At 67.6% G+C, this 20397-nt stretch carries 23 protein-coding genes and 1 pseudogene; 4 read left to right on the top strand and 20 right to left on the bottom strand.

All coding sequences use genetic code 11. The annotated features are described in order from the left end of the window. Positions 1–620: 620 nt before the first annotated feature. The 9 genes from BN972_RS08850 to BN972_RS08810 form a co-directional block, all read right to left on the bottom strand. On the bottom strand, positions 621–1130 hold the full coding sequence (locus BN972_RS08850) for a hypothetical protein (RefSeq protein ID WP_142277151.1): 510 nt from the start codon (positions 1128–1130) through the stop codon (positions 621–623). A gap of 28 nt (positions 1131–1158) precedes the next feature. After that, positions 1159–2181 (bottom strand): NUDIX hydrolase, encoded by a 1023-nt coding sequence (locus tag BN972_RS08845; protein ID WP_036355150.1) that lies wholly within the window; start codon positions 2179–2181, stop codon positions 1159–1161. Beyond that, entirely contained in the window at positions 2181–3305 is a 1125-nt protein-coding gene (locus tag BN972_RS08840) for a glycosyltransferase family 4 protein (protein WP_036355147.1), read from the bottom strand. Before BN972_RS08840 ends, BN972_RS08845 begins: the two co-directional genes overlap by 1 nt. After that, entirely contained in the window at positions 3305–4228 is a 924-nt protein-coding gene (locus tag BN972_RS08835) for a phosphatidylinositol mannoside acyltransferase (protein WP_036355144.1), read from the bottom strand. The genes BN972_RS08840 and BN972_RS08835 overlap by 1 nt, the downstream gene beginning before the upstream one ends. 23 nt (positions 4229–4251) lie before the next feature. After that, the gene (pgsA, locus tag BN972_RS08830; protein ID WP_036355140.1) at positions 4252–4905 is read right to left on the bottom strand and encodes a phosphatidylinositol phosphate synthase; all 654 of its coding nucleotides are present in this window, start codon (positions 4903–4905) and stop codon (positions 4252–4254) included. Positions 4906–4918: 13 nt separating this feature from the next. Then, a complete protein-coding gene (locus tag BN972_RS08825) occupies positions 4919–5473 on the bottom strand; it encodes an HIT family protein (protein ID WP_036355138.1) in 555 nt (184 codons plus the stop codon). Beyond that, entirely contained in the window at positions 5466–7520 is a 2055-nt protein-coding gene (gene thrS / locus BN972_RS08820) for a threonine--tRNA ligase (RefSeq protein ID WP_036357057.1), read from the bottom strand. Before thrS ends, BN972_RS08825 begins: the two co-directional genes overlap by 8 nt. Before the next feature lie 74 nt (positions 7521–7594). Further along, a complete protein-coding gene (locus BN972_RS08815; protein ID WP_036355134.1) occupies positions 7595–8221 on the bottom strand; it encodes a PaaI family thioesterase in 627 nt (208 codons plus the stop codon). A gap of 12 nt (positions 8222–8233) precedes the next feature. Then, positions 8234–9097 carry an aldo/keto reductase gene (locus BN972_RS08810; RefSeq protein WP_036355132.1) on the bottom strand — a complete coding sequence of 288 codons (864 nt, stop codon included), beginning with the start codon at positions 9095–9097 and terminating at the stop codon, positions 8234–8236. Between the two features lie 32 nt (positions 9098–9129). On the opposite strand from BN972_RS08810, the gene BN972_RS08805 reads away from it, so the two are divergent. Continuing rightward, positions 9130–9633 carry a DUF1990 family protein gene (locus BN972_RS08805; protein ID WP_036355129.1) on the top strand — a complete coding sequence of 168 codons (504 nt, stop codon included), beginning with the start codon at positions 9130–9132 and terminating at the stop codon, positions 9631–9633. Here BN972_RS08805 and BN972_RS08800 read toward each other — a convergent pair. Continuing rightward, positions 9615–10073, bottom strand: coding sequence for a DoxX family membrane protein (locus BN972_RS08800; protein WP_051545168.1), 459 nt, complete (start codon positions 10071–10073; stop codon positions 9615–9617). The genes BN972_RS08805 and BN972_RS08800 overlap by 19 nt on opposite strands. Before the next feature lie 94 nt (positions 10074–10167). Between BN972_RS08800 and BN972_RS08795 the strand changes: the two genes are divergently transcribed. Further along, positions 10168–10893: a helix-turn-helix transcriptional regulator gene (locus BN972_RS08795; RefSeq protein WP_051545166.1), complete on the top strand. Its 726-nt coding sequence runs from the start codon at positions 10168–10170 to the stop codon at positions 10891–10893. On the opposite strand, the pseudogene BN972_RS08790 reads toward BN972_RS08795, so the two are convergent. The 4 genes and pseudogenes from BN972_RS08790 to BN972_RS08775 all read right to left on the bottom strand — a co-directional run bounded on the left by BN972_RS08790 (position 10835) and on the right by BN972_RS08775 (position 13147). Beyond that, positions 10835–11694: pseudogene (locus BN972_RS08790) on the bottom strand (NAD(P)H-dependent flavin oxidoreductase). The gene BN972_RS08795 and the pseudogene BN972_RS08790 sit on opposite strands and share 59 nt — an antisense overlap. 1 nt (position 11695) lies before the next feature. After that, positions 11696–12043 carry a cupin domain-containing protein gene (locus tag BN972_RS08785; protein ID WP_036355126.1) on the bottom strand — a complete coding sequence of 116 codons (348 nt, stop codon included), beginning with the start codon at positions 12041–12043 and terminating at the stop codon, positions 11696–11698. A 19-nt stretch (positions 12044–12062) separates the two neighbouring features. Beyond that, positions 12063–12494: a hypothetical protein gene (locus BN972_RS08780; RefSeq protein WP_036355123.1), complete on the bottom strand. Its 432-nt coding sequence runs from the start codon at positions 12492–12494 to the stop codon at positions 12063–12065. Further along, positions 12491–13147, bottom strand: a complete 657-nt coding sequence (locus BN972_RS08775; RefSeq protein ID WP_036355121.1) for a helix-turn-helix transcriptional regulator — start codon at positions 13145–13147, stop codon at positions 12491–12493. The genes BN972_RS08780 and BN972_RS08775 overlap by 4 nt, the downstream gene beginning before the upstream one ends. A 178-nt stretch (positions 13148–13325) precedes the next feature. Here BN972_RS08775 and BN972_RS08770 point away from each other — a divergent pair, with 178 nt between their 5' ends. Then, entirely contained in the window at positions 13326–14138 is an 813-nt protein-coding gene (locus BN972_RS08770; protein ID WP_036355120.1) for a class I SAM-dependent methyltransferase, read from the top strand. Between the two features lie 2 nt (positions 14139–14140). Here the strand turns inward: BN972_RS08770 and BN972_RS08765 are convergent, their stop codons facing one another. The 4 genes from BN972_RS08765 to pcaH all read right to left on the bottom strand — a co-directional run bounded on the left by BN972_RS08765 (position 14141) and on the right by pcaH (position 17981). Further along, positions 14141–15376: an alpha/beta hydrolase family protein gene (locus BN972_RS08765; protein ID WP_036355118.1), complete on the bottom strand. Its 1236-nt coding sequence runs from the start codon at positions 15374–15376 to the stop codon at positions 14141–14143. 97 nt (positions 15377–15473) lie between these two features. After that, positions 15474–16700, bottom strand: a complete 1227-nt coding sequence (locus tag BN972_RS08760) for a lyase family protein (RefSeq protein ID WP_036355116.1) — start codon at positions 16698–16700, stop codon at positions 15474–15476. Further along, entirely contained in the window at positions 16697–17272 is a 576-nt protein-coding gene (pcaG, locus tag BN972_RS08755; RefSeq protein WP_051545164.1) for a protocatechuate 3,4-dioxygenase subunit alpha, read from the bottom strand. The genes BN972_RS08760 and pcaG overlap by 4 nt, the downstream gene beginning before the upstream one ends. Next, entirely contained in the window at positions 17259–17981 is a 723-nt protein-coding gene (pcaH, locus tag BN972_RS08750; protein WP_235192425.1) for a protocatechuate 3,4-dioxygenase subunit beta, read from the bottom strand. Before pcaH ends, pcaG begins: the two co-directional genes overlap by 14 nt. Positions 17982–18083: 102 nt before the next feature. On the opposite strand from pcaH, the gene BN972_RS08745 reads away from it, so the two are divergent. Beyond that, positions 18084–18872, top strand: coding sequence for a class I SAM-dependent methyltransferase (locus BN972_RS08745; protein WP_036355114.1), 789 nt, complete (start codon positions 18084–18086; stop codon positions 18870–18872). On the opposite strand, the gene BN972_RS08740 is transcribed toward BN972_RS08745, so the two are convergent. Both BN972_RS08740 and BN972_RS08735 read right to left on the bottom strand, forming a co-directional pair. Then, positions 18869–19354 carry a hemerythrin domain-containing protein gene (locus tag BN972_RS08740; RefSeq protein WP_036355112.1) on the bottom strand — a complete coding sequence of 162 codons (486 nt, stop codon included), beginning with the start codon at positions 19352–19354 and terminating at the stop codon, positions 18869–18871. The genes BN972_RS08745 and BN972_RS08740 overlap by 4 nt on opposite strands. Next, positions 19351–20256: a Rieske 2Fe-2S domain-containing protein gene (locus BN972_RS08735; protein WP_036357045.1), complete on the bottom strand. Its 906-nt coding sequence runs from the start codon at positions 20254–20256 to the stop codon at positions 19351–19353. Before BN972_RS08735 ends, BN972_RS08740 begins: the two co-directional genes overlap by 4 nt. Positions 20257–20397 lie beyond the last annotated feature (141 nt).

The following is a 20397-nucleotide window of genomic DNA, read 5'->3' as shown; positions in this document are numbered from 1 at the left end:
ATGCTGTTGTCGGGGCATCGCCACGTGCAACTCACGCCACCCACACCCGCGCCGCCAAGACCAAGGGTGGCACCTCCGCCGATAGCCGCGCCTGCGTCAACGCCTATGCCCCCCGCCTCGCAGTGCATGTGTGATCCATTGATCTCGGTAGGCCAATCACAGTAAGCGCCCTGGGAGAAAAAGACAGTTCCGCCGGTGAGGACTGCAGGGTAGTCACATAGGCCGGCACTAGCCTTCCCAGGCGGGAAAACACATATTGCGCTAAAAATCATTACCGGAGCGAGCCAAATTTTCTTCATCGACTTTCTCCAGTCGCCGCACGACAGTCACCGACCACAACGTTGCACGGGGTGTCCACGTCCGCTCCTACATTCGTAGCGGCGACCCGGCCTCTCCGCAGCTTGCGTTTACCGGAATTACGAACGGCGCAACTCAACCCACGCATGCCGATACCTCGCGTTCGCACCCATGCCTCCCGTTGCCCACCGTCAAGGACAACATCGGTGAACAACGGCGGCGTGTTACGCGGAAAAGGCGAGTCTTTGCGAAGTCTCCCCGCAGGGGGTATGCCCACACCGCGCACCCTATTTCGCAGGACTATTTCGCGACTCGCAGCCCGATCAGAACAAATCTCCGCCGTCGGGATCGCGGAAGTTGCGCACGAACAGCAGAACCCGTTGCACCCATTTCGGCCGGCGGCTCAACCACGGGTCGAACCATTCGGCCGAAGCGAATTTGATGATCCCGACCGCGGTGATCAGCCCGAACGCCAGCCCGTAGCAGGCGAAGACCAGCCACGAAACCCGCGTATACGCCTTATCGCCGAGCACACGGACCTTCAGCAGCGCGCCGCTGTCATACCGATGCAGCGCCATCCCCTGGATCTTTCCGACGTAGTTGCGTCCGCCGACGCTCCACGAGCTCGCGCAGGTATAGCCGTATTTCTCGGTGGCACAACCCCGGACCGTCGCCGTCGTCGGGGTGCCAAGCAGGTACGCGCCGACGTTGTAGGCGCCGATGCCGAAGAATCCCAGCGACACCAGCACGCCACAGACCGCGGCGAACCGGGCCACCAGGCCGCGTACCCGGGCCAGCGGTTTACCGCGACGGTCGGGAACGCGCTGATCCATCAGCAAATGTTGTCATTCGCGCACCCCGTCAGCGAATCGAAAGCGGCACCCCGGCGTCGCGTCCAGACCTTTCCGCCAGCTCGATGACCGCGGGCAGCAGCTCGCCGAGTTGGCGCGGGTACACCTGCTCGCCTGCGGCGATCAGCTCGGCGATGTCGTCGGGGGTACACCAGCGGGCGCCGTGGATGTAGCTCTGCTCCAGCTCGGTGCGACCAGTCGCCGTCGGCTCGAACCGCCGGGTGCGGTGCACCAGGTAGAACTCCTCGCTGTCGATCGTCGACCCGTTGAACTCGAAGACTTCGTCACGCCGCCAGATCGGTCCGACCAACTCGGCGGGCGCGACCTGCAGGCCGGTCTCCTCGGCCAGTTCGCGGGCGGCGGCTTCGGCCAATCGCTCACCCGGCCGCACCTCGCCGCCCACGGTGAACCACCACCTGGGCGCATCGGCGATCGCGGGATCCGAGCCGCACAACAACAGCACCGCGCCGTGTTCGTCGAGCAGCACCACCCGCGCCGATGTGCGGTGGTTCAGCTCGCTGTCGGTGTGGCGCTGGGCGTGCGGCCGCTCTGCGATCTCGAAATACGTTGGCAGCGGCGCTCTTCCGCCCAGCCGGAACAACCGCACCATCCGACGCTCGGCCAGTACCAAGGTGTCGCGCACCGCGTCGTTGTGGAACCTGCGGGCCAGCAGTACCCGGGCCTCTGCGTCGGCCAACTCCGCCACCAGAGCCGCAGGCACGGATGCCGGGTCGACCCTCGCCAGCGCCGCCGAGAGTTCGTTCTCCGCAGTCTCCCTCAAATGGCGCGGCGCCCGCTCGGCCGCGTCGGCCAACGCCGCCAGCCGCTTGCCCTCCGGTGAGCCGCCGTAGGCGTCGATCGCCACGGCTCGCGCCACCACCGCTCGCCGGGCCAAGGCTCCGTCCAGCGCCTGCCAGGACAGGTCGTAGCGCACGTTGAGTCGGTCCAGTCGATTGGCCCGTTGATAGCCCCACGCGCCGAAGACGACCAGCAGCACAACCAGCAGGATGGCGGCGGCAACCAGCCACTCCATCAGCTGGCCACCTGCACCTTCACACCCGATCCGGCGACCGTCTCATAGACCCGCATGATCTGGCTGGCCACCACCGACCAGTCGTAGCGGCGCACCGCCTCGGTGCCCGCTGCCACGTACCGCTGCCGCAGCGCGTCGTCCTGCAGCACCTCGATCAAGGCATCGGCCAACGCGGCACCGTCTTCCACCGGGACCAGCCGCCCCACCTCACCGTCCTGCAGTACCCGCCGGAATGCATCCAGGTCGCTGGCCACCACCGCCGTGCAGGCCGCCATCGCCTCCACCAGGACGATGCCGAAACTCTCGCCGCCGGTGTTGGGTGCGCAGTAGACATCGGCGCTGCGCATCGCCGCCGCCTTCCCGGCATCGTCGACCTGGCCCAGAAACCGCAGGTTCTCGACGAATCCGCTTGCCTGGCTGCGCAATTCGTCCTCGTCGCCGCGCCCGACGATGAGCAGCTGCACATCGGGGAACCGCTCCACCACCTTGGGCATCGCTTCGAGCAGGGTCGCCATCCCTTTGCGCGGCTCGTCGTAACGCCCCAGGAACAGCACCGTCTTGCCCGGCCGCGGATACCCCTCCAACGGTGTCGCCGTCGCGAAGAAGTCGACGTCGACGCCGTTCGGGATCTCCACTGCGTCCGAGCCCAGCGACTCCATCTGCCAGCGGCGGGCCAGGTCGGACACAGCGATCCGGCCGACGATCTTCTCGAACCGGGGCCGCAGCATCCCACCCAGGACCGACAGGGCGACCGACTTGGTGGCCGAGGTGTGGAACGTGGCCACGATCGGACCCTCTGCGATGTTCAGGGCCAACAGCGACAGGCTCGGCGCGCTGGGCTCGTGCACGTGCAGCACGTCGAAGTCGCCTTCGCCCAGCCATTTCTTGACCGCACGGTAGGAGGCCGGGCCGAACCGCACCCGGGCCACCGACCCGTTGTAGGGAATGGGGATCGCTTTACCCGCCGAGACGACATAGTCGGGCAGCGAGGTGTCCTCCCCGACGGGCGCCAGCACGCTGACGTGGTGCCCTCGGGCCCGCATCACCTCGGCCAGCTGCAGGACGTGCGACTGCACCCCGCCCGGCACATCGAACGAGTAGGGGCAGACCATCCCGATCCGCATCAGGCTTCCTTCAACCACGCCTGCCGCTCGTCCGAAAGATCGGCCAGCCACTGCGGCTGCATCATGTGCCAGTCTTCGGGGTTGGCGGCGATGTTGGTCTCGAATTCACGGGCCAGCGCCTGAGTGATCGCCTGGACGTCGCCGCTGCTGCAGTCCAGCGGTTCTTGCATGTTGCACTCCCAGCCGTCGCCCTTGAACCAGCAGTGCGACGGCAGCAGTTGCGCCCCCGTGGCGATCGCGAGCTTGGCCGGGCCGGCCGGCATCCGGGTGGTTTCACCGAAGAACTCGACCTCGACGCCGGTGCGGGTCAGGTCGCGCTCGGCCATCAACGCCACGATCTGGTTGGCCCGCAGCCGGTCGCATAGCACCTCAAATGGGGGTCGGTCGCCGCCGGAATGCGGAATCACCTCGAAACCCAGGCCTTCGCGATACTCGATGAAGCGGCGGTACAGCGATTCCGGTTTGAGCCGTTCGGCGACGGTGGCGAAGGTGCCGTATGTCTGCGACAGCCAGACTCCGTTCATGTCCCAGTTTCCGCTGTGCGGCAGCGCCAGCACCACCCCGCGGCCGGCGGCCAGCGCGCCGTTCAGGTTGTCCTGTCCCCCGGTGCAGCTGTCCAGCCGGCGGGTCAGTTCGGCCAGATCCATCGTCGGCAGCCGGAAGGCCTCCCGCCAATACCGGGCGTAGGACGCCAAGGACGCGCGCATCAGCGAATCCGGCACCTGCGCCGGGCGCACCCCGATCACCCGGGCGAGATTCTTGCGCAGTTGCTCCGGCCCACCGCGCCGCGCGGCGTAGCGGGCCCCGGCATCGAAGGCGTTTCGTGCGGCGAATTCCGGCAGCGCCCGGACGGCCATCCAGCCCGCCGCGTAAGCCCAACCGGTCGCGGTGCCGGTCAGCATCTCGCGGGGGCGTCCGGGCATTTTCAGTCCCACCGAAGGAGGTATCACTGCTCGCCCTTTCGTGGCAGCGGGATGCGGTCGACGGCCCCGGTTGAGGTCCGCACCGCGTACAGGCGTTGCGCGCAGGTGATCACGCTGAGTACGGCCAGCAACCACATCGCGATCGGCAGTGCCGGTGGCCAGGCCACGAACGGAAAGTCCGACACCCCGGCGCCGGACAGCACGATGATCAGCCGCTCGGGGCGCTCGATGAAGCCGCCGTCACCGCGCAACCCGCTGGCTTCGGCCCGCGCCTTGATATAGGAGATGACCTGCGAGGTCACCAGACAGATCAGGGTGGCCACGGTCAGCAGCCGGTCGTGCAAGTGAAACGCGATCCACCACAGCAGCCCGCAGAAGACCGCGCCGTCGCTGATCCGGTCGCAGGTGGCGTCCAGGACCGCGCCGAACCTGGTACCGCCGCCGCGTTCCCGGGCCATCGCACCGTCGAGCATGTCGAACAGCGTGAAGAACCAGACCACGCATCCGCCGGCGAACAACTTGCCCATCGGGAACAGGATCAACGCGCCGGCCACCGAAGCGGTGGTGCCGATGATCGTCGCGATATCCGGCGTCAACCCGATCCGCAGGGCCGCCCGGGCCACCGGGTCGGTGATCTTGGCGAAGAACGCCCGCGACAGGAACGGCAGCTTGCTCATGAGCCCATCCGCCTCATGACTGCCGGGCCCATTCGTCCGCGAGCAGACGGCGGGTCTCGCGCAGCAACTGCGGTATCACCTTGGATCCGCCGACGATCGTGATGAAGTTCGCGTCTCCACCCCAGCGGGGCACGACGTGCACGTGCAGGTGCTCGGCCAGCGAACCGCCCGCCGAATGGCCCAGGTTGATGCCGACGTTGAAGCCGTGCGGACGCGACACGTTCTTGATCACCCGAATTGCCTTCTGGGTGAAGGCCATTACCTCGGCGCTCTCCGCTTCGGTCAGGTCTTCGAGCTCGGACACTCGCCGGTAGGGCACCACCATCAGGTGACCCGGGTTGTACGGGTACAGGTTGAGGACGGCGTAGACGAGTTCGCCGCGGGCCACCACCAGCCCATCCTCGTCCGACATCTGCGGGATGTCGGTGAACGGCTCGGCGCGGGCGGCGTCATTGCGCTTCATCGGCGCTTCAGCCAGGTAGTTCATCCGGTACGGCGTCCACAACCGCTGCAGGTGGTCGCGTTCGCCGACGCCGCGGTCCAGAATCGTGTCCTCCTGCTCACTCACCGTCGGGTACCTTCACCAGTTCGGCTGTGGGCGTAGCGTTTTCGCGTCTGGTAAGCCAGTCGACGATGGCCGCCACGGCGGCATCGCGCGGCACACCGTTGATCTGGGTGCGATCACCGAAGCGGAAACTGACGGCGCCCGCCTGCACGTCGCGGTCGCCGGCGAGCAGCATGAACGGCACCTTCTGATTGGTGTGGTTGACGATCTTCTTGGCCATCCGGTCGTCGCTGGTGTCCACCTCCACCCGCACTCCGCGCGATTTCAGTTGCGCGGCAACATCTTCCAGGTAGGCAATGTGGTCGTCGGCGACCGGGATGCCGACCGCCTGCACCGGCGCCAGCCACGCCGGGAAGGCCCCCGCGTAATGCTCGGTGAGAATGCCGAAGAACCGCTCGATCGAGCCGAACAGCGCGCGGTGGATCAGCACCGGGCGCCGGCGGGTCCCATCGGAGGCGGTGTATTCCAGCTCGAAGCGCTCCGGCATGTTGAAGTCGACCTGCAGCGTCGACATCTGCCAGCTGCGGCCCAGCGCGTCCTTCACCTGCACGGAGATCTTCGGACCGTAGAACGCAGCACCGCCCGGGTCCGGCACCAGCTGCAGCCCGGAGGCCTCGCCGACCTCGCGCAGGATATCGGTGGCCTCCTCCCACACCTCGTCGGAGCCGACGTACTTCTCCGGGTCCTTCGTGGACAGCTCCAGGTAATAGTCGTCGAGCCCGTAGTCGGCCAGCAGGTCGAGGACGAACCGCAGCACCGAGCTGAGCTCGTCGCGCATCTGCTCGCGGGTGCAGTAGATGTGCGCGTCGTCCTGCGTCATTCCCCGCACCCGGGTCAGCCCGTGGATCACCCCGGACTTCTCGTAGCGGTAGACGCTGCCGAATTCGAAGAGCCGCAACGGCAGTTCGCGGTACGACCGGCCCCTCGCCCGGTAGATCAGGTGGTGCATCGGGCAGTTCATCGGCTTGAGGTAGTAGTCCTGCCCCGGCTTGCGCACCGTTCCGTCGGGGTTGAACTCCGCGTCGAGGTGCATCGGCGGGTACATGCCGTCGGCGTACCACTCGAGGTGGCCCGAGGTGACGTAGAGCTGCTCCTTGGTGATGTGCGGGGTGTTGACGAACTCATACCCGGCCTGCTCGTGCTTTCGCCGGGAGTACTCCTCCAGCTCACGACGGATGATGCCGCCCTTGGGGTGGAAAACCGCCAGGCCCGAACCGATTTCGTCAGGGAAGCTGAACAGGTCCAGTTCCACGCCCAGCTTGCGGTGGTCGCGGCGCTGCGCTTCGGCGATCAGTTCCAGGTGACGGTCGAGGGCCTCCTGTGACTCCCACGCGGTGCCGTAGATGCGTTGCAGGCTGGCGTTGTTCTGGTCACCCCGCCAGTAGGCCGCCGAGCTGCGGGTCAGCTTGAACGCCGGAATGTGTTTGGTGGTGGGGATGTGCGGCCCCCGGCACAGGTCGCCCCAGACCCGTTCGCGGGTGCGGGGGTTGAGGTTGTCGTAGGCGGTCAGCTCGTCCCCGCCGACTTCCATCACGTCCGGGTCACCCGATTTGTCGTCGACCAGTTCGAGCTTGAACGGCTCGTCGGCCAGCTCTTTGCGCGCCGCGTCCTTGGACTCATAGACCCGCCGGTCGAACAGCTGCCCTTCCTTGACGATCTGGCGCATCCGCTTTTCCAGCGCCTCGAGGTTCTCGGGCGTGAACGGCTCGCTGACATCGAAGTCGTAGTAGAAGCCGTCGGTGATGGGCGGCCCGATGCCGAGCTTGGCCTCGGGAAACAGATCCTGGACCGCCTGGGCCAGCACGTGCGCCGTGGAGTGCCGGATCACGCTGCGGCCTTCGTCGGTGTTGGCGGCCACCGGGATCACCTCTACGTCGGTGTCGGGCACCCAGCTCAGGTCGCGCAATTTGCCCTCGGCGTCGCGTACCACCACGATCGCGTCGGGCGACCCGCGCCTCGGCAACCCTGCCTCCCCGACCGCGGCCGCGGCGGTAGTCCCGGCAGGCACCCGAATGGGGGTGGCCGGAACGGGTTGTGCGGGGGCGCTCATCGGGTTGGTCTCCAATACTTTTTGGTGGCGCGGTTTGCAAGCCGATCGGTGGACAATGCTATCGGGGTCGCGCGTCAGGGCTGCCCCGGCTTGAGCCGCACAAACAACGCATCGGCCTCCGTCAGCACGGTGTCGCCGTCGGTCAACCGGCCGGACACGAAGATCTTGCGTCCCTCCACGCTGTCGATCCCCGAGGAGAACTGCAACTCCTTTTCGATCGGCACGATGTTGCGGTAGTTGATTTTCAGATAGGCGGTGCGCTGACGGCGGCTGCCCGTGAGCCAGGATGCGGTCAGCCCGAGAACCGAATCGAACAGCAGGCCGAGCGCGCCGCCGTGCACGGCACCGTTTCGCCCCAGATGGAAACGCGGGAACCGGGCCCAGCCCTCGATCCGGCCGTCCTCGGTTTTCCTGGCCTCCATCGGAACGGTCAGGATGTTGCCGCGCACCGGCAGGTCCATCCGGCGGCCCGACGGCGACTGCCATTCGTCGGCGTCGAACGGCGCCAGCAGCGCCGAGAGCTTCTCCAGGCGGTCGGCGGCGTCGGTGATCACCGCATCTGGTGCATCGACCGCCCGCGCGTGATCCTGCAACCTGCGCACCGCGTCGATGAAGCGGCCGTAATCCGGCCCGCCCTTGCTGGTCGGCTCGGGCGGGTTGAACCCGCCGCCGGGGTGTTGCTGATGGTCAACTGCCACCAGGACACCGTATTGCTAGCCGCTCTGCCCAGCACCGGCAGCCGACAGCGCCTCGAATTCCTCGTCAGTGAGCTCGATGTCGGCGGCGGCCACGTTCTCCTCCAGGTGGGCCACCTGAGACGTGCCGGGAATCGGCAGGACCACTGGCGAGCGCTTCAACAACCAGGCCAGCGCCAGCTGCGACGGCGTCGCGTGGTGGGCCGCGGCGATGTCCTTGAGCGGACCGTCCGGTGCCGCCAGCGGCCCGGACGCCAGCGGGAACCATGGGATGAACCCGATGCCCTGCGTGGTCGCGGCCTCCAGCAGGTCCTCGGCCGTGCGGGTCTGCAGGTTGTACATGTTCTGCACCGACACGATCGGGGCGAGCCTGCGTGCCGCCTCGAGTTGGTCGACGTCGATTTCGGACAGACCAATGTGGCGGATCTTGCCTTCGCCTTGCAACGCGGTCAGTTCGCCGAGTTGATCCTCCAGTGGGAAGTTCCGGTCGATGCGGTGCAGCTGGAACAGGTCGATGGTCTCGACGCCCAGCCGCCGCAGGCTCATCTCGCATTCCTGGCGCAGGTAGCTCGGATTGCCCAGTGGGATCCAGATGTCGGGGCCGGTGCGCAGCAGCCCGGCCTTGGTGGCGATCACCAGGCCGGTGTACGGGTGCAGCGCCTCGTGAATGATCTCCTCGGAGATGTAGGGGCCGTAGGAGTCGGCCGTGTCGATGAAGTTCACGCCGAGTTCGACCGCGCGGCGCAGCACTCGGACGCATTCGTCGCGATCGGCCGGTGGACCCCAGACCCCCTTCCCGGTCAACCGCATCGCGCCGAAACCGAGCCGGTTGATGGACAGGTCGCCGCCCAGTGCAAAAGTTCCCGAATTTTCCGCAGCCATGTTCCAAACCGTACGCGTGGCAAGCTGGCTGTGTGGATTTGAACGCGCTCGCCGACCAGCAGCTGACCTATCAGGAAGTGGGCGCAACGGCCGCCGCACAGTTGCCGCCGGGCTACAGCCACCTCAGTGCATCAGCGCAGATCGGCACCGGCCGGGAGCGCTTCGAACAGGCTGCCGATGCCGTAATGCACTGGGGCATGCAGCGCGGAGCCGGCCTGGGCGTGCAGGCCAGCTCCGACACCGTGACGGTTTCGGCGGTGGTGGTCGTCAAGACGCTCGGTTTGCTGCGCGCGCCGTGCCGGGTGGTGTACGTGGTCGACGAGCCCGACGCGCGCGGCTTCGCCTACGGCACCCTGCCGGGCCACCCGGCCACCGGCGAGGAACGGTTCGCCGTGCGCTACGAGCCCGCGACCGACGCGGTGTACGCCGACGTCTCGTCGTTCTCGCGGCCGGCCACCTGGTGGAGCAAGCTCGGTGGCCCCTTCGTGGTGGTGGCCCAGCGCCTCATCGCCCGCCGTTACCTGCGCGGGATCTGACCGACGACGCTCCCGGTGTGGACGCCCTGGGCCAGCCTGCCCAGCGCCAGCGCGCCTACCAGCAGACCGAAGTCACGCAACGCGACGTCGTAGCAGCCCGGCCCGGTGACCAGATTGACGATGATCCCTGCCAGCCAGACCGCAACCACCCAGGCGCCCCAGCGTGGCGCGACCGCGACGAGGATGCCGGCGGCAATCTCGATCGCCCCGACCAGATACATGGCCTGATCCGCGTTACCGGGAATCAGCCCGTCGATCCAGCCGGCGAGATACATGTTCCAGTGGTGCGGATGGGTCAGCAGGTTGAAGAACTTGTCCAGCCCGAAGACGATCGGCGCAACCGTGAAGACCGTGCGCAACAGCAGGAACGCGGAGTACGCGGGATCGCGCAGGCGGATTGCCAGCCCGGAGCCCTGCTGCGTGTCGTGGGTAGCGCTCATCAGACGCCTCCTATTGTTTCTAACGGATAATATTTCTTACGTTAGAACTCCCGGTGTGTAGCGTCAACAACTTTGTCCGTTAGAATCGGGTTGCATGGGACTGCAGCGGGACGCCGCCGGAATCGGAGCCCTGGCGGATCCGGTGCGCCATCAGCTCTACGAATTCGTCTGCGCCCAATCGACGGCGGTGAGCCGCGACCAGGCTGCCGACACGCTCGGCATCGCCCGCCATCAGGCGAAATTCCATCTCGACCGACTCACCGACGAGGGCCTGCTGGACAGCGACTATGCGCGTACCGGTGGGCGGTCCGGCCCGGGCGCCGGCCGCACCTCCAAGCTGTATCGACGGGCCGCGCGGGAAATCGCGGTCAGCCTCCCGCAACGGGAGTACGAGCTGGCCGGCCGCCTGATGGCGGCGGCGATCAGTCAGGCGACCCGGTCCGGCGAACCCGTTGTCGAGGTGCTCAACGACCTCGCCAATGCCTGCGGCCGCAGCATCGGCGCCTCGACGGACGAACCGGCAACCGCGACAGAGGCGTTCGAGGCGGCCTTAGACGTGTTGCGCAAGTACGGCTACGAACCCCGGCTGACTGACGACGAAGTGGAACTCGCCAACTGCCCGTTCCATGCGCTGGCCCAGGAGCAGACCGAGTTGGCTTGCGGTATGAATCTCGCGCTGCTCAGCGGGGTGGCCGCGGCGCTGAACCCGTACGGGCCAAGCGTCCGGCTCGATCCTGGACCGATGCGCTGTTGTGTGGTGCTCAGGTGCGGGCCCACCGAGCCAGCAACTTCTCCGCCCCCGCACACATCTCCTCGATGACCTCGCCGGCGGTGGCCGCGTCACGGACCATCTCGACGCCCTGACCCGCGTCGACGGCCGCACCGGCCACCTCGCGGGTCAGCACCCGCGACGGGAAGCGCTCCGGCCACGGCAGACCCGCGGCGATGTCGAAATCCCGCGTCACCTGAGTGTCGGTGCCGGCGGCGTCGATCAGGGCGCGACGATTCGCATCGCCGCTCAGCGCCTCCGGGCATGCGGCCAGCCGGGTGCCCACCCAGGCGCCGGCGGCGCCGGCGGCCAGCACCGCAGCGAGGCTTCGGGTGAGGCGACGCCACCGCCGGCCAGCACCGGCACCGACACCGCGGCCAGCACCGCGTCCAGCAGCGGCAGGGTGGCGAGCCGTACCTCGCCGTGGCCGCCCCCTTCGGCACCGCGCGCCACCAGGATGTCGACGCCGGCGTCGGCCGCCCGTCGCGCCCCGTCGGCGTCGTAAACCTGTGTCACGGTAGGGATTCCGGCTTCGTGCGCCCGCCGCACCCAGGCCCAGTCGGTGCCAAAGCTGACCGACAACAGCGCCGGCTCCGCGGCCAGCGCGTCGTCCAGCATTCCGGCCTGGCCGCGCATCACCCAATCCACCAGGCCGATACCGAACCGGCCGCTCACATGTTGCAGTTCGGCGGCCAACGACTCCCGGGTGGCTGTGCTGCCCATGCCGACCATGCCCAGCCCGCCGGCGGCGCTGACCGCCGCGGCAAGCCGGCCACCCGCAACCCCACCCATCGGCGCGTTGACGATCGGCACCCGCAGGCCGAAGTCCCGCGACCAGGGCGTGGCGAGCACGCTAGTGCGAAGCGCCGGGCTGAGATTTCAGCACGGTCAGCATCACCACCGAGTCCTCGACCGCGCGCAGGGCATGGCGCACCGGCGGGATGGCGACATAATCGCCCGTCTTACCGTCCCAGGCGTCGTCACCGGCGGTTAGGCGCACATGCCCCTGCAGCACCTGCAGGGTGGCTTCACCTGGGCTTTCATGTTCGGACAGGTCGTGATCGGCCAACAAGGCCAGCACGGTCTGGCGCAGCTCGTGGGTATGGCCACCGTGGATGGTGTGGGCGGCCCGGCCGCTGTGGGACTTGCGCGCCTCGGCCAACTTCTCGGATGCCAGCTCGGTCAGCGAAATCGATTCCATCGGTGAATCCTTGTCATCGTCAGCCGTGGACTTGTAAGAGCAGTATCCCTGCCACCAATAGCGCAATGACCTTGACCGTCTCCAACGCGACATAGACGTAGTGAGCATGGGAGCGGGGGCCATCCGAGCCGGCCAGCACCTGGTCGGATCGCTTGGTCAGGCGGGGACGCACGGCGACCAGTTGGACCGCCAGCATCGCGACGGCCACGGCCAGCGCGACGATGATCCGCATCGGCGTCGGCCCGGCCAGAGCGATCGCCGCAATCACGAGCGCGAAGACGACTTCCACGCTGTTGAGGGCGCGGAACACGAGGCGGCCGATGCCGAGCCCAATCGGCAGCGTCACGTTGGGCGCGCGGAATTTGAGCGGCGCCTCGAGGAACGAGATGGCCAGCACCATGCCGAGCCAGACGAAGGTGACGGCGACCTCGATGGAGCGCCCGGCGCTCACGGCGCGGCTGCCACCGGCGCGAGGTGAGCCAGACACAGACCCGGTTCGACAAACGCCTCCAGCCGGTCGACCGTGACCGGCGCGTCCCACTTCTCTAACGCTCCGCGCATGAGGCCCAGGTGGATGGGGCACACCACGCCCGGTTGTTTCTCGGCCATCTCCAGAAATGGGCAGTGCCGCAGACCGAGCTGTCGGCCACCACCAGATGCCCGGGGCTCGGGTTCGAAGCCCAACCCATCGAGCACGCTGGCCAGCCGGTCGATGGACTCGTCCACCCCGCTCACCGGGCCCTGGAACTCAAGGCGCTCGCCCCAGGCTCGCCCGGTTGCGATTGCCTTCGCGGCCGGATCCGGCTCGGCCGCAAGGCCGCTGGCGAGGATCTCGGCAAGCAACTGATAGTGGCGGGTGCCGCCGCGGTCCATCTGGGGCACCGCCCGGAACATCAGCGGCGGACGGCCCGGGCCGCGCCGATGCGGTTGCACGCGCTCGACTTGACCATCGCCGATCAAGCTTTCGAGGTGGAAACGCACCGTGTTGGGATGCACGTCGAGCTGCTGCGCGATCGCCACGATGCTCATCGGCACCTGCGATGCCCGCAGCACCCGCAGCACCGCGCGGCGGCGGCCGGGCTGCTCCTGGTCTGACGCCGTCATGTCACCCCTGATCGAATGCGAGCGGACGGGCCGTACTTTACACAAGTATTCTTGTAAAAACTACGGGCGTTCAGCGCGCCCTTGACGACTGCCGAGGCGGCATCACACACTCCTGACGACCGGCGCAGTCCGGACGATAATCTTACGCGATGGTCAATAAGCTTGGGAAGGTGTTGTGATGGCCGGCATTGAGCAGCCGCTACCCCTGTCCCACCGCGACGACGAGCATGTCCCGGGCCACTGGCTGCTGGCCCGGCTGGGCAAACGAGTGCTGCGTCCCGGGGGTGTCGAGCTGACTCGCACCTTGCTGGCTCGCGCCGGCATCAACGGCGCCGACGTGGTGGAACTCGCCCCGGGTCTGGGCCGGACGGCCGCTGAGATCATCGCACGCAACCCGCGCTCCTACGTCGGCGCCGAAGCCGACCCGGACGCGGCGAATCTGGTGCGCGGCGTCGTCGCGGGCCAATCGTCCCCCGTGCACACCGAGGTCAAGGTCGCCGACGCGGCCGACACCGGACTGCCTGAAGCCAGCGCCGACGTGGTCATCGGCGAGGCGATGCTAACCATGCAGGGCGATACCGCCAAGCACGCGATCGTTGCCGAGGCGGCGCGGGTGCTGCGTCCCAAGGGCCGCTACGCGATCCACGAGTTGGCGCTGACACCCGACGACTTGCCCGAGGAGGTGACCTCCGAGGTTCGGCAATCGTTGGCCCGCGCCATCAAGGTCAACGCCCGTCCGCTGACCGTCGCGGAATGGTCACAGTTGTTGGCCGGGCACGGACTGGTCGTCGAGCATGTGGCCACCGCACCGATGGCCCTGCTGCAGCCCCGCCGGGTGCTCGCCGACGAAGGACTCCTCGGTGCGCTGCAATTCGGCAAGAACGTACTGACGCAACCCGACGCACGTAAGCGAGTGCTGATGATGCGCAGCACTTTTCGCCGCCATCGCGACCGGCTCACCGCCGTGGCGATCATCGCGCGCAAGCCCTGATCTCAGCCGGAGGTCACCAAACCCGACTGAACCAGCGAATCCCGGATGAACCGCTGGACCGGCCGGGACCGGATGAATCCGGCATGGCCGCCGCGGTACCAGATGATCCGCGGTCTGCCCCAGTGCTCCCACAGTCGGCTCACCTGTTCGCGGGGGTGCACCACCTGGTCGGCGATGCCGGCGTAGACGAAACGGCCCCGCATGGGCACTTGGGGCCGCAGCGACAGCGGCGACAGCATCCGCCCGATGGGCTCGGCCAACGCCACCGTTTCCCGACGCGGGTCACCGCGGCGCAGGCCGGAGTGCCGCCCCAGCAGGTCGACCAGGTTCGCGGCGGGGACGCCGAGAATTGCGCAGGTCAAGCCACTTTCGAGGCTGGCGACCAAGGCGGCGATGTAGCCGCCTAGCGACATGCCGTTCAGCCCGATCGCCGAGTCCGGTTCCTGCGCCCGGATCCAGGACAGCAACCGCCGGATGTCCCACACCGCCTGGGCGGTCGCGTGGACGTCGTCGAGGATGTCCTCGCCGGGGAACACCGCTCCTTTGGGTAGGTCGCGCGCTCGCGGGCCGTGCATCGGCAGCACGGGCAGCACCACGTTCAGGCCCAGCTCTTCATGCAACTTCCACGCCCGGAAGATCCTGAGATCAATTGCAGCTCTGCCCATTTCGGTGCCGTGCACGCAGATCAGCCAGGGCCGCGGTTCCGGGTGCCGCAGCATTAGGGCGTGCGCCGTGCACATCGCGGTATACCCGAGCCACCGCTCGGCGCCCGGTTCGTCCGGATGCGGACGGTACCCGCTTTCGAATGTGAGCCGCTGATAGGTCCGGCGTAGACCGTTGACGTAGCGAATTTTCACTTCCGACAGCGGCGGCGGTGGCGCGAAGAAGGCTTCGGGATCCTCCAACCATCCCTGACTGCCGTAGAAGTCGAGCGCCGCGACCACCTCGTCATTGATGCGCTGAAACACCTGCGGCTCACTGATTGGACGGCGCATCAACAGGCCGGCCAACACCACCTCATCCCGAAATGCCTGCGCGGCCAACGACAGTGTGGGCCGTGCGATCGGCAGCTCATCGGTGTGGTCGTCACGGTAGTCGCGCCAGGACCGGGCGAAATAGCGGCCGGTGCGCGCGAATGGCCGTACCGTGCTGCTCATCGTGTCGACCACGGGGGCCGGAAGGACCCGGCGAGCCGTTCGCCGCCGTCGCCGCTCGCCGTCTTTGGCGGGTGCTGTCATATTTCCGACGCTAACACCCCGCAATCCGGATTTCGGGTGTGCGCGAGTCGATCCTGATCACTTTCCCAGGCGCACTATCGCCCAGCTCACACCCAGCTCACACCCCGTCGAGCAGCCGCTGCGCGTCACGCACGCTGGCGTCGATCAAGTGGTCGACCGCGCCCAGGAAGGTCGGCGACGGGGGGCGACCCGCCAGCTCGGCAATCGCGCGTTGCTCCCCCAGCACGTCGGTAGCGTCGAGATTTCGTCGCATGTTCGCCGCGTCCACCTCCAGCCCGGCGAGCAGTTCGGTGCATTGCGAGCCCGCGACGACAGCGCGCCGTGCCAGGGTGCGCAACGTGTCCCATTCGGCATGCCATGCGCCGTCGGGTCTTTCATCGGTGGCGAGCGCGGCGGCAGTGTGCAGCGTGGCCGCCAGCGGTGGCGCCGTGATGGCCGCCCGCCGGATCAGGACGGACAGCACAGGGTTGCGCTTGTGGGGCATGGCGGATGACCCACCGCGCTGGCCGCTGACCGGTTCGCGCAGTTCGGCGATCTCCGGGCGGGTCAGGGTCAGCACATCGGCGGCGATGCGGCCCCAGCAGTCGGAGCAACCGACCAACGCGTCGGCGGCCGCGGTGATCGGCGTCCGGGTGGTGTGCCATGGCCGGCGATGGTCGAGCCCCAAAGTTGTTGCCGCATCTTGTGCCAGCCGCGCGGCCACCGCCACCGGCTCGGCGGCGTCGGTGCGCAGCGTCGCCAGTTCGACGGTGGCCGACCACGTCCCGACGGCGCCGCCGAACTGAGCGGGGATGCTCAGCCTCGCCAACCGCCGATAGGCGTCGGCCACACCGTCGAGCCAGCGCGCGGCTTTGGCGCCGAACGTCGTGGGCGCCGCGTGCTGGGTCAGGGTGCGGGCCACCATCGCCGTCCCACCATGCTGGACGGCCAGCCGCGACAGTTCTGAAATCTGGTCAGCAAGCTGGATTTTCACCTGCTTGACAACAGCCTGCACCGCCAGCAGCAGGCCGGTGTCCACGACGTCCTGACTGGTCAGTCCCCGGTGAATCCACGGCGCGGCGGCCGGCGTCGCACGCTGTCGCAACAGTGCGACCAGGGCGATGACGGGATTGCCGCCGTCTTCGGCAGCGGTGGCAACCATGTCGCAGTCGCGTGCGTCCACGAGGCGGTGCAGCGCGGTGTCGGACAGCTCGACCGGCGCCAGTCCGGCCCGGGAAAGAGCCGCCAGCCACGCCGATTCCACCGCCACCATCGAAGCCAGCAGCGCCCGGTCCGTCATGAGCGCGCCGGCTCGCTGGTCTCCTGGCCACAGCAGGTTGGTCATCGGCGACCGTCCCGGTACGCCAGAAAGACGGTCTCGTCCGGGCCCTGCAGGTGAATGTCGAACCGGTATCGCGTTCGGCCGGAATCACTTTCGGCGCTACACAACAGGGTGTCGCGCCGGCTGGGATCGAGGGTCGACAGCAGCGGATCCGCACCGATGTCTCCGCCCGGCAGGTAAGCGCGGGTGAACAGACCCTGCAACAGCCCGCGCGCGAAAACGGTCACCGCGAAATACGCTGGCCGTCCGGGGTTCACTGGCCCGGGAGGCACCGTGCTGATGCGGTAGTGCCCGTCGGTGTCGGTCGCGGCCCTCCCCCAGCCCGTGAAGGTCCGGCCGTCGCGACGCAACGATCCGGGCGCACGCGGAATTCGGCCGGCGGTGTCGGGTTGCCAGATCTCTACGAGCGCGTCCGGGACCGTGACGCCGGCGCCGTCATAGACGGCTCCGTGCAACTCGACCGCGCCACAGTCATTGGCGCCGACCAGTGCGCTGTCGCCGGGGAACGGCAGACCCAGGCCGAAGAACGGCCCCACCGTTTGCGCTGGTGTGCAGACCAATTCAGGACTGGGCATCGCCGTTTTCCGTCCAGGTCCGTGCCGGGCCCGACAGCACGATATCCCACCGGTAACCGGTGGCGAACTCCGGCTCGGTGACCTCGTGGTCGTAATCGGCAATAAGTTGTTGACGCGCAACGGGATCGACGATCGAGTTGAAGATCGGGTCCAAGCCGAACAGCGGGTCGCCGGGAAAGTACATCTGGGTCACCAGCCGTTGGCAGAATGCGGTGCCGAACAACGAGAAGTGAATGTGTGCGGGGCGCCAGGCGTTACGGTGATTGCGCCATGGGTAGGGGCCGGGCTTTATGGTGGTGAATCGGTAGCGTCCGTCGGGGGCGGTCAGGCACCTGCCCGCGCCGGTGAAGTTCGGATCGAGCGGAGCCGGGTGCTGATCGCCGTGGTGGTGATAGCGGCCGCTGGCGTTGGCCTGCCAGATCTCGACCAATTGTCCGGCCACCGGCCGGCCCGATCCGTCGACGACCCGGCCGGTCACGATGATCCGCTCGCCGATCGGCTCGCCCGGATGTCCGGCGGTGAGATCGGCGTCCAGCGGGTCGACGTCATGGCGGCCGAAGCAGGGGGCCGAGAGTTCCAGCTCGTCTGGGTCGACGATGATCCGCGGGTTTTTCGGGTGGCGCAACGCGCTGCTGCGGTAGGGCGGGTAATCCAGCAGAGGTTGGGCCGGTGCCCCACCGGCTGAATAGTCCGCCGCAATTGCGTTCATCTCGGCCGTGATCTCGCCTTGCGACGCGATGCGCTGCGGTGCGACCTCCACGAACCGTGAGGCTACTCGTGCCATCGCGAACCCGCGCCTAACCTGGACGGCATGCCCAGCGACTACGTGTACGACCAGGGCTTCGCAGCAGAACGCAGCCGGTTGAGCGCCATGGAGAGCCTGTGGGATCCGGGCACTCAGGCGCTGCTCACCGAACTGGGTCTCGGACGTCCCGCCGATCCGCAAAACGCTTGGCGCTGCATGGAAGTGGGCGCCGGCGGCGGCTCGTTGGTGAAATGGATGGCGGACAGCGGCGCCACGGTGGTCGCGGTGGACATTGATACCCGCTTCATCGATTCCCTGGCTAGCGACTCCATCGAGGTCCGCCAGATGGACATCCGGACCGACGAGCTCGGTCAGGGTGAGTTCGACCTGATCCACGCCCGCCTGGTACTCGAGCACTTACCCGATCGCCGCCAGATCCTGCAACGACTGGCCGCGGCCCTGCGTCCCGGCGGCTGGATGGTCATCGAGGACTTCGATTGGACGGCGTTCGGCTTCGAGGGTCTCGACCCGGAGCTGGACCGGGTGACCGGGGCGGTGCTGTCGTTCATGCAGCAGGCCGGTTTCGAACCGCACTACGGCCGCCGGGTCGTCGCCGATATGGCAGCCGCCGGATTGCGTGAGGTGCGCGGCGAGGGCCGCGCTCGCGTGATCGACTCGCACGCGAAGGGATTCGACTTCTTCCGGCTCTCGTTCGAAAGCCTGCGCGGCGCCGTCGTGGATGCCGGGTTGATCTCGCGTGCGGAGGCCGACGCGACGGCCGCACGTTTCGGCGAGGACATCCGTGTCTACACGCCGATCATGATGGCCGGAATCGGCCGCCGCCAGCGCGGCTAAATCGCCTTCAGCAGCGCCGTCTTGCCTCGGGTACGCAGCCGGTGCAGGCTCGAAGCCCGCAGCTGCTCGATCCGGGCCGCCATCTTTTCGCCGAGCTCTTCTAGTTCGGCCTCGGACAGCTCGACCGGCGGCGGAGCGGGAATCATGTCTCGCTCTTCTTCGTCGGCGTGGGCCTCGAGCACTGTCTTGAAGGTGTTCCACTCGTCCTCATAGCCGGGCGCGCTCTGCGGCGTGCGCAGCAGCACCCCGAGCTGGTCGACCACCTGGCGATGCTCGGCATGGGCGATCGCGATCAGTTCGCTCGCGGCCGCAAGCGCCGGGTAGTACAGGTCGTCCTCGATGCGGAAGTGGATATCGAGCTCCAGCAGCATCTCGTCGAAGAACTCGTGCCGCTCCTGGCTGTTCACGGGTGCCTCGCTGACCTTGCGGCCGAGTCCCTTGAGTACCACGTGATGCTCCTTGAGCACGTCGTAGGCGTTCATTTGGCTACTTCCTCTCCACGCACCTCGATCACTCCGTCCACCAGCCGGGCCTCATAACGCGGCAGCGGACTGGCCGAAGGACCGCGCAATACCTCACCGTTGTCCAGCGCGAATCGTGATCCGTGCCAAGGACATACGATCCGGCCGCGATCCACCCAGCCGTCAGCCATCGGCGCCGCCAAGTGCGGACAGAACTCGCCGAACGCCGATACCTCACCGGGACCGCTCTGACAGACAACGAGTCCGACACCGTCCACTTCCACCCGCACCGGCTTACCGTTGAGTGCGCTGGCGGGCAGCACGGGCGTCCACGCCGGGGTGGTTAACCGCTCGCCGGATCGGTCGACGCCGACCCCGGAGCCGAATACCAAGGCGCCGCCCAGGTAGCTGCCTGCGGCAGTGATGGCATAGCCGATGCCGCTCAGGGCCACGCCCCGGCCCCGGCGTCCGCGGCGACGGTCGCGCCAGGACTGCAGGTAGAGCAAGGTGGCGACGGAATTGACCGCACCATGCACCATTCCGACCCGGCGTTCCTGCCGGTGGGTGTGCTGCCAATCCGACACTCCGGTGACGGCCGAGCCGAGGCTGGCGGCAATCCCCACGCCCAGGGCGTAGGTGGCCAGCCGCGTCGTGTCGTCGCTGTTGGCGGATCGCCGCACCGGCAGCGTGTTCAGCGCATCGAGTGCGACCGTCGTGCCGAGGGCTCCGCTGGCCAGCGACGCCAGCGGCGGATGCACGGGGTGTCCCAGCCAGACGCCGTTGAGTGCGTTCGTCACGCGGTCACGCGCCCCGCCCAACCCGTTCAACAGCAGGGTGAGCACATGTTCCAGCCGATAGCTGGGACGATCCAGCCACTCTTGACGTCCGATGGCGGCCACCAATCGGGGCCCTAATCTTTGCATCTCGACCTTCCGTGAGGCGATATGCGTCTCGAAGACCATGCGTCCCCCTTTGGATCTACGCGGCGAACGGGCAGCCGGTTCACCACCGCAGTGCCAGAATTCCCGCTCCGCGCCCGGGTTTGAATGCGAGCCGCCTGTGAG

Origin of the sequence: Mycobacterium asiaticum DSM 44297, assembly GCF_000613245.1 — a bacterium.
GTDB classification, from domain to species: Bacteria; Actinomycetota; Actinomycetes; order Mycobacteriales; family Mycobacteriaceae; genus Mycobacterium; species Mycobacterium asiaticum.
Note: the sequence above shows the minus strand (reverse complement) of the source record. Positions and strands in the feature narration are given on the sequence as shown.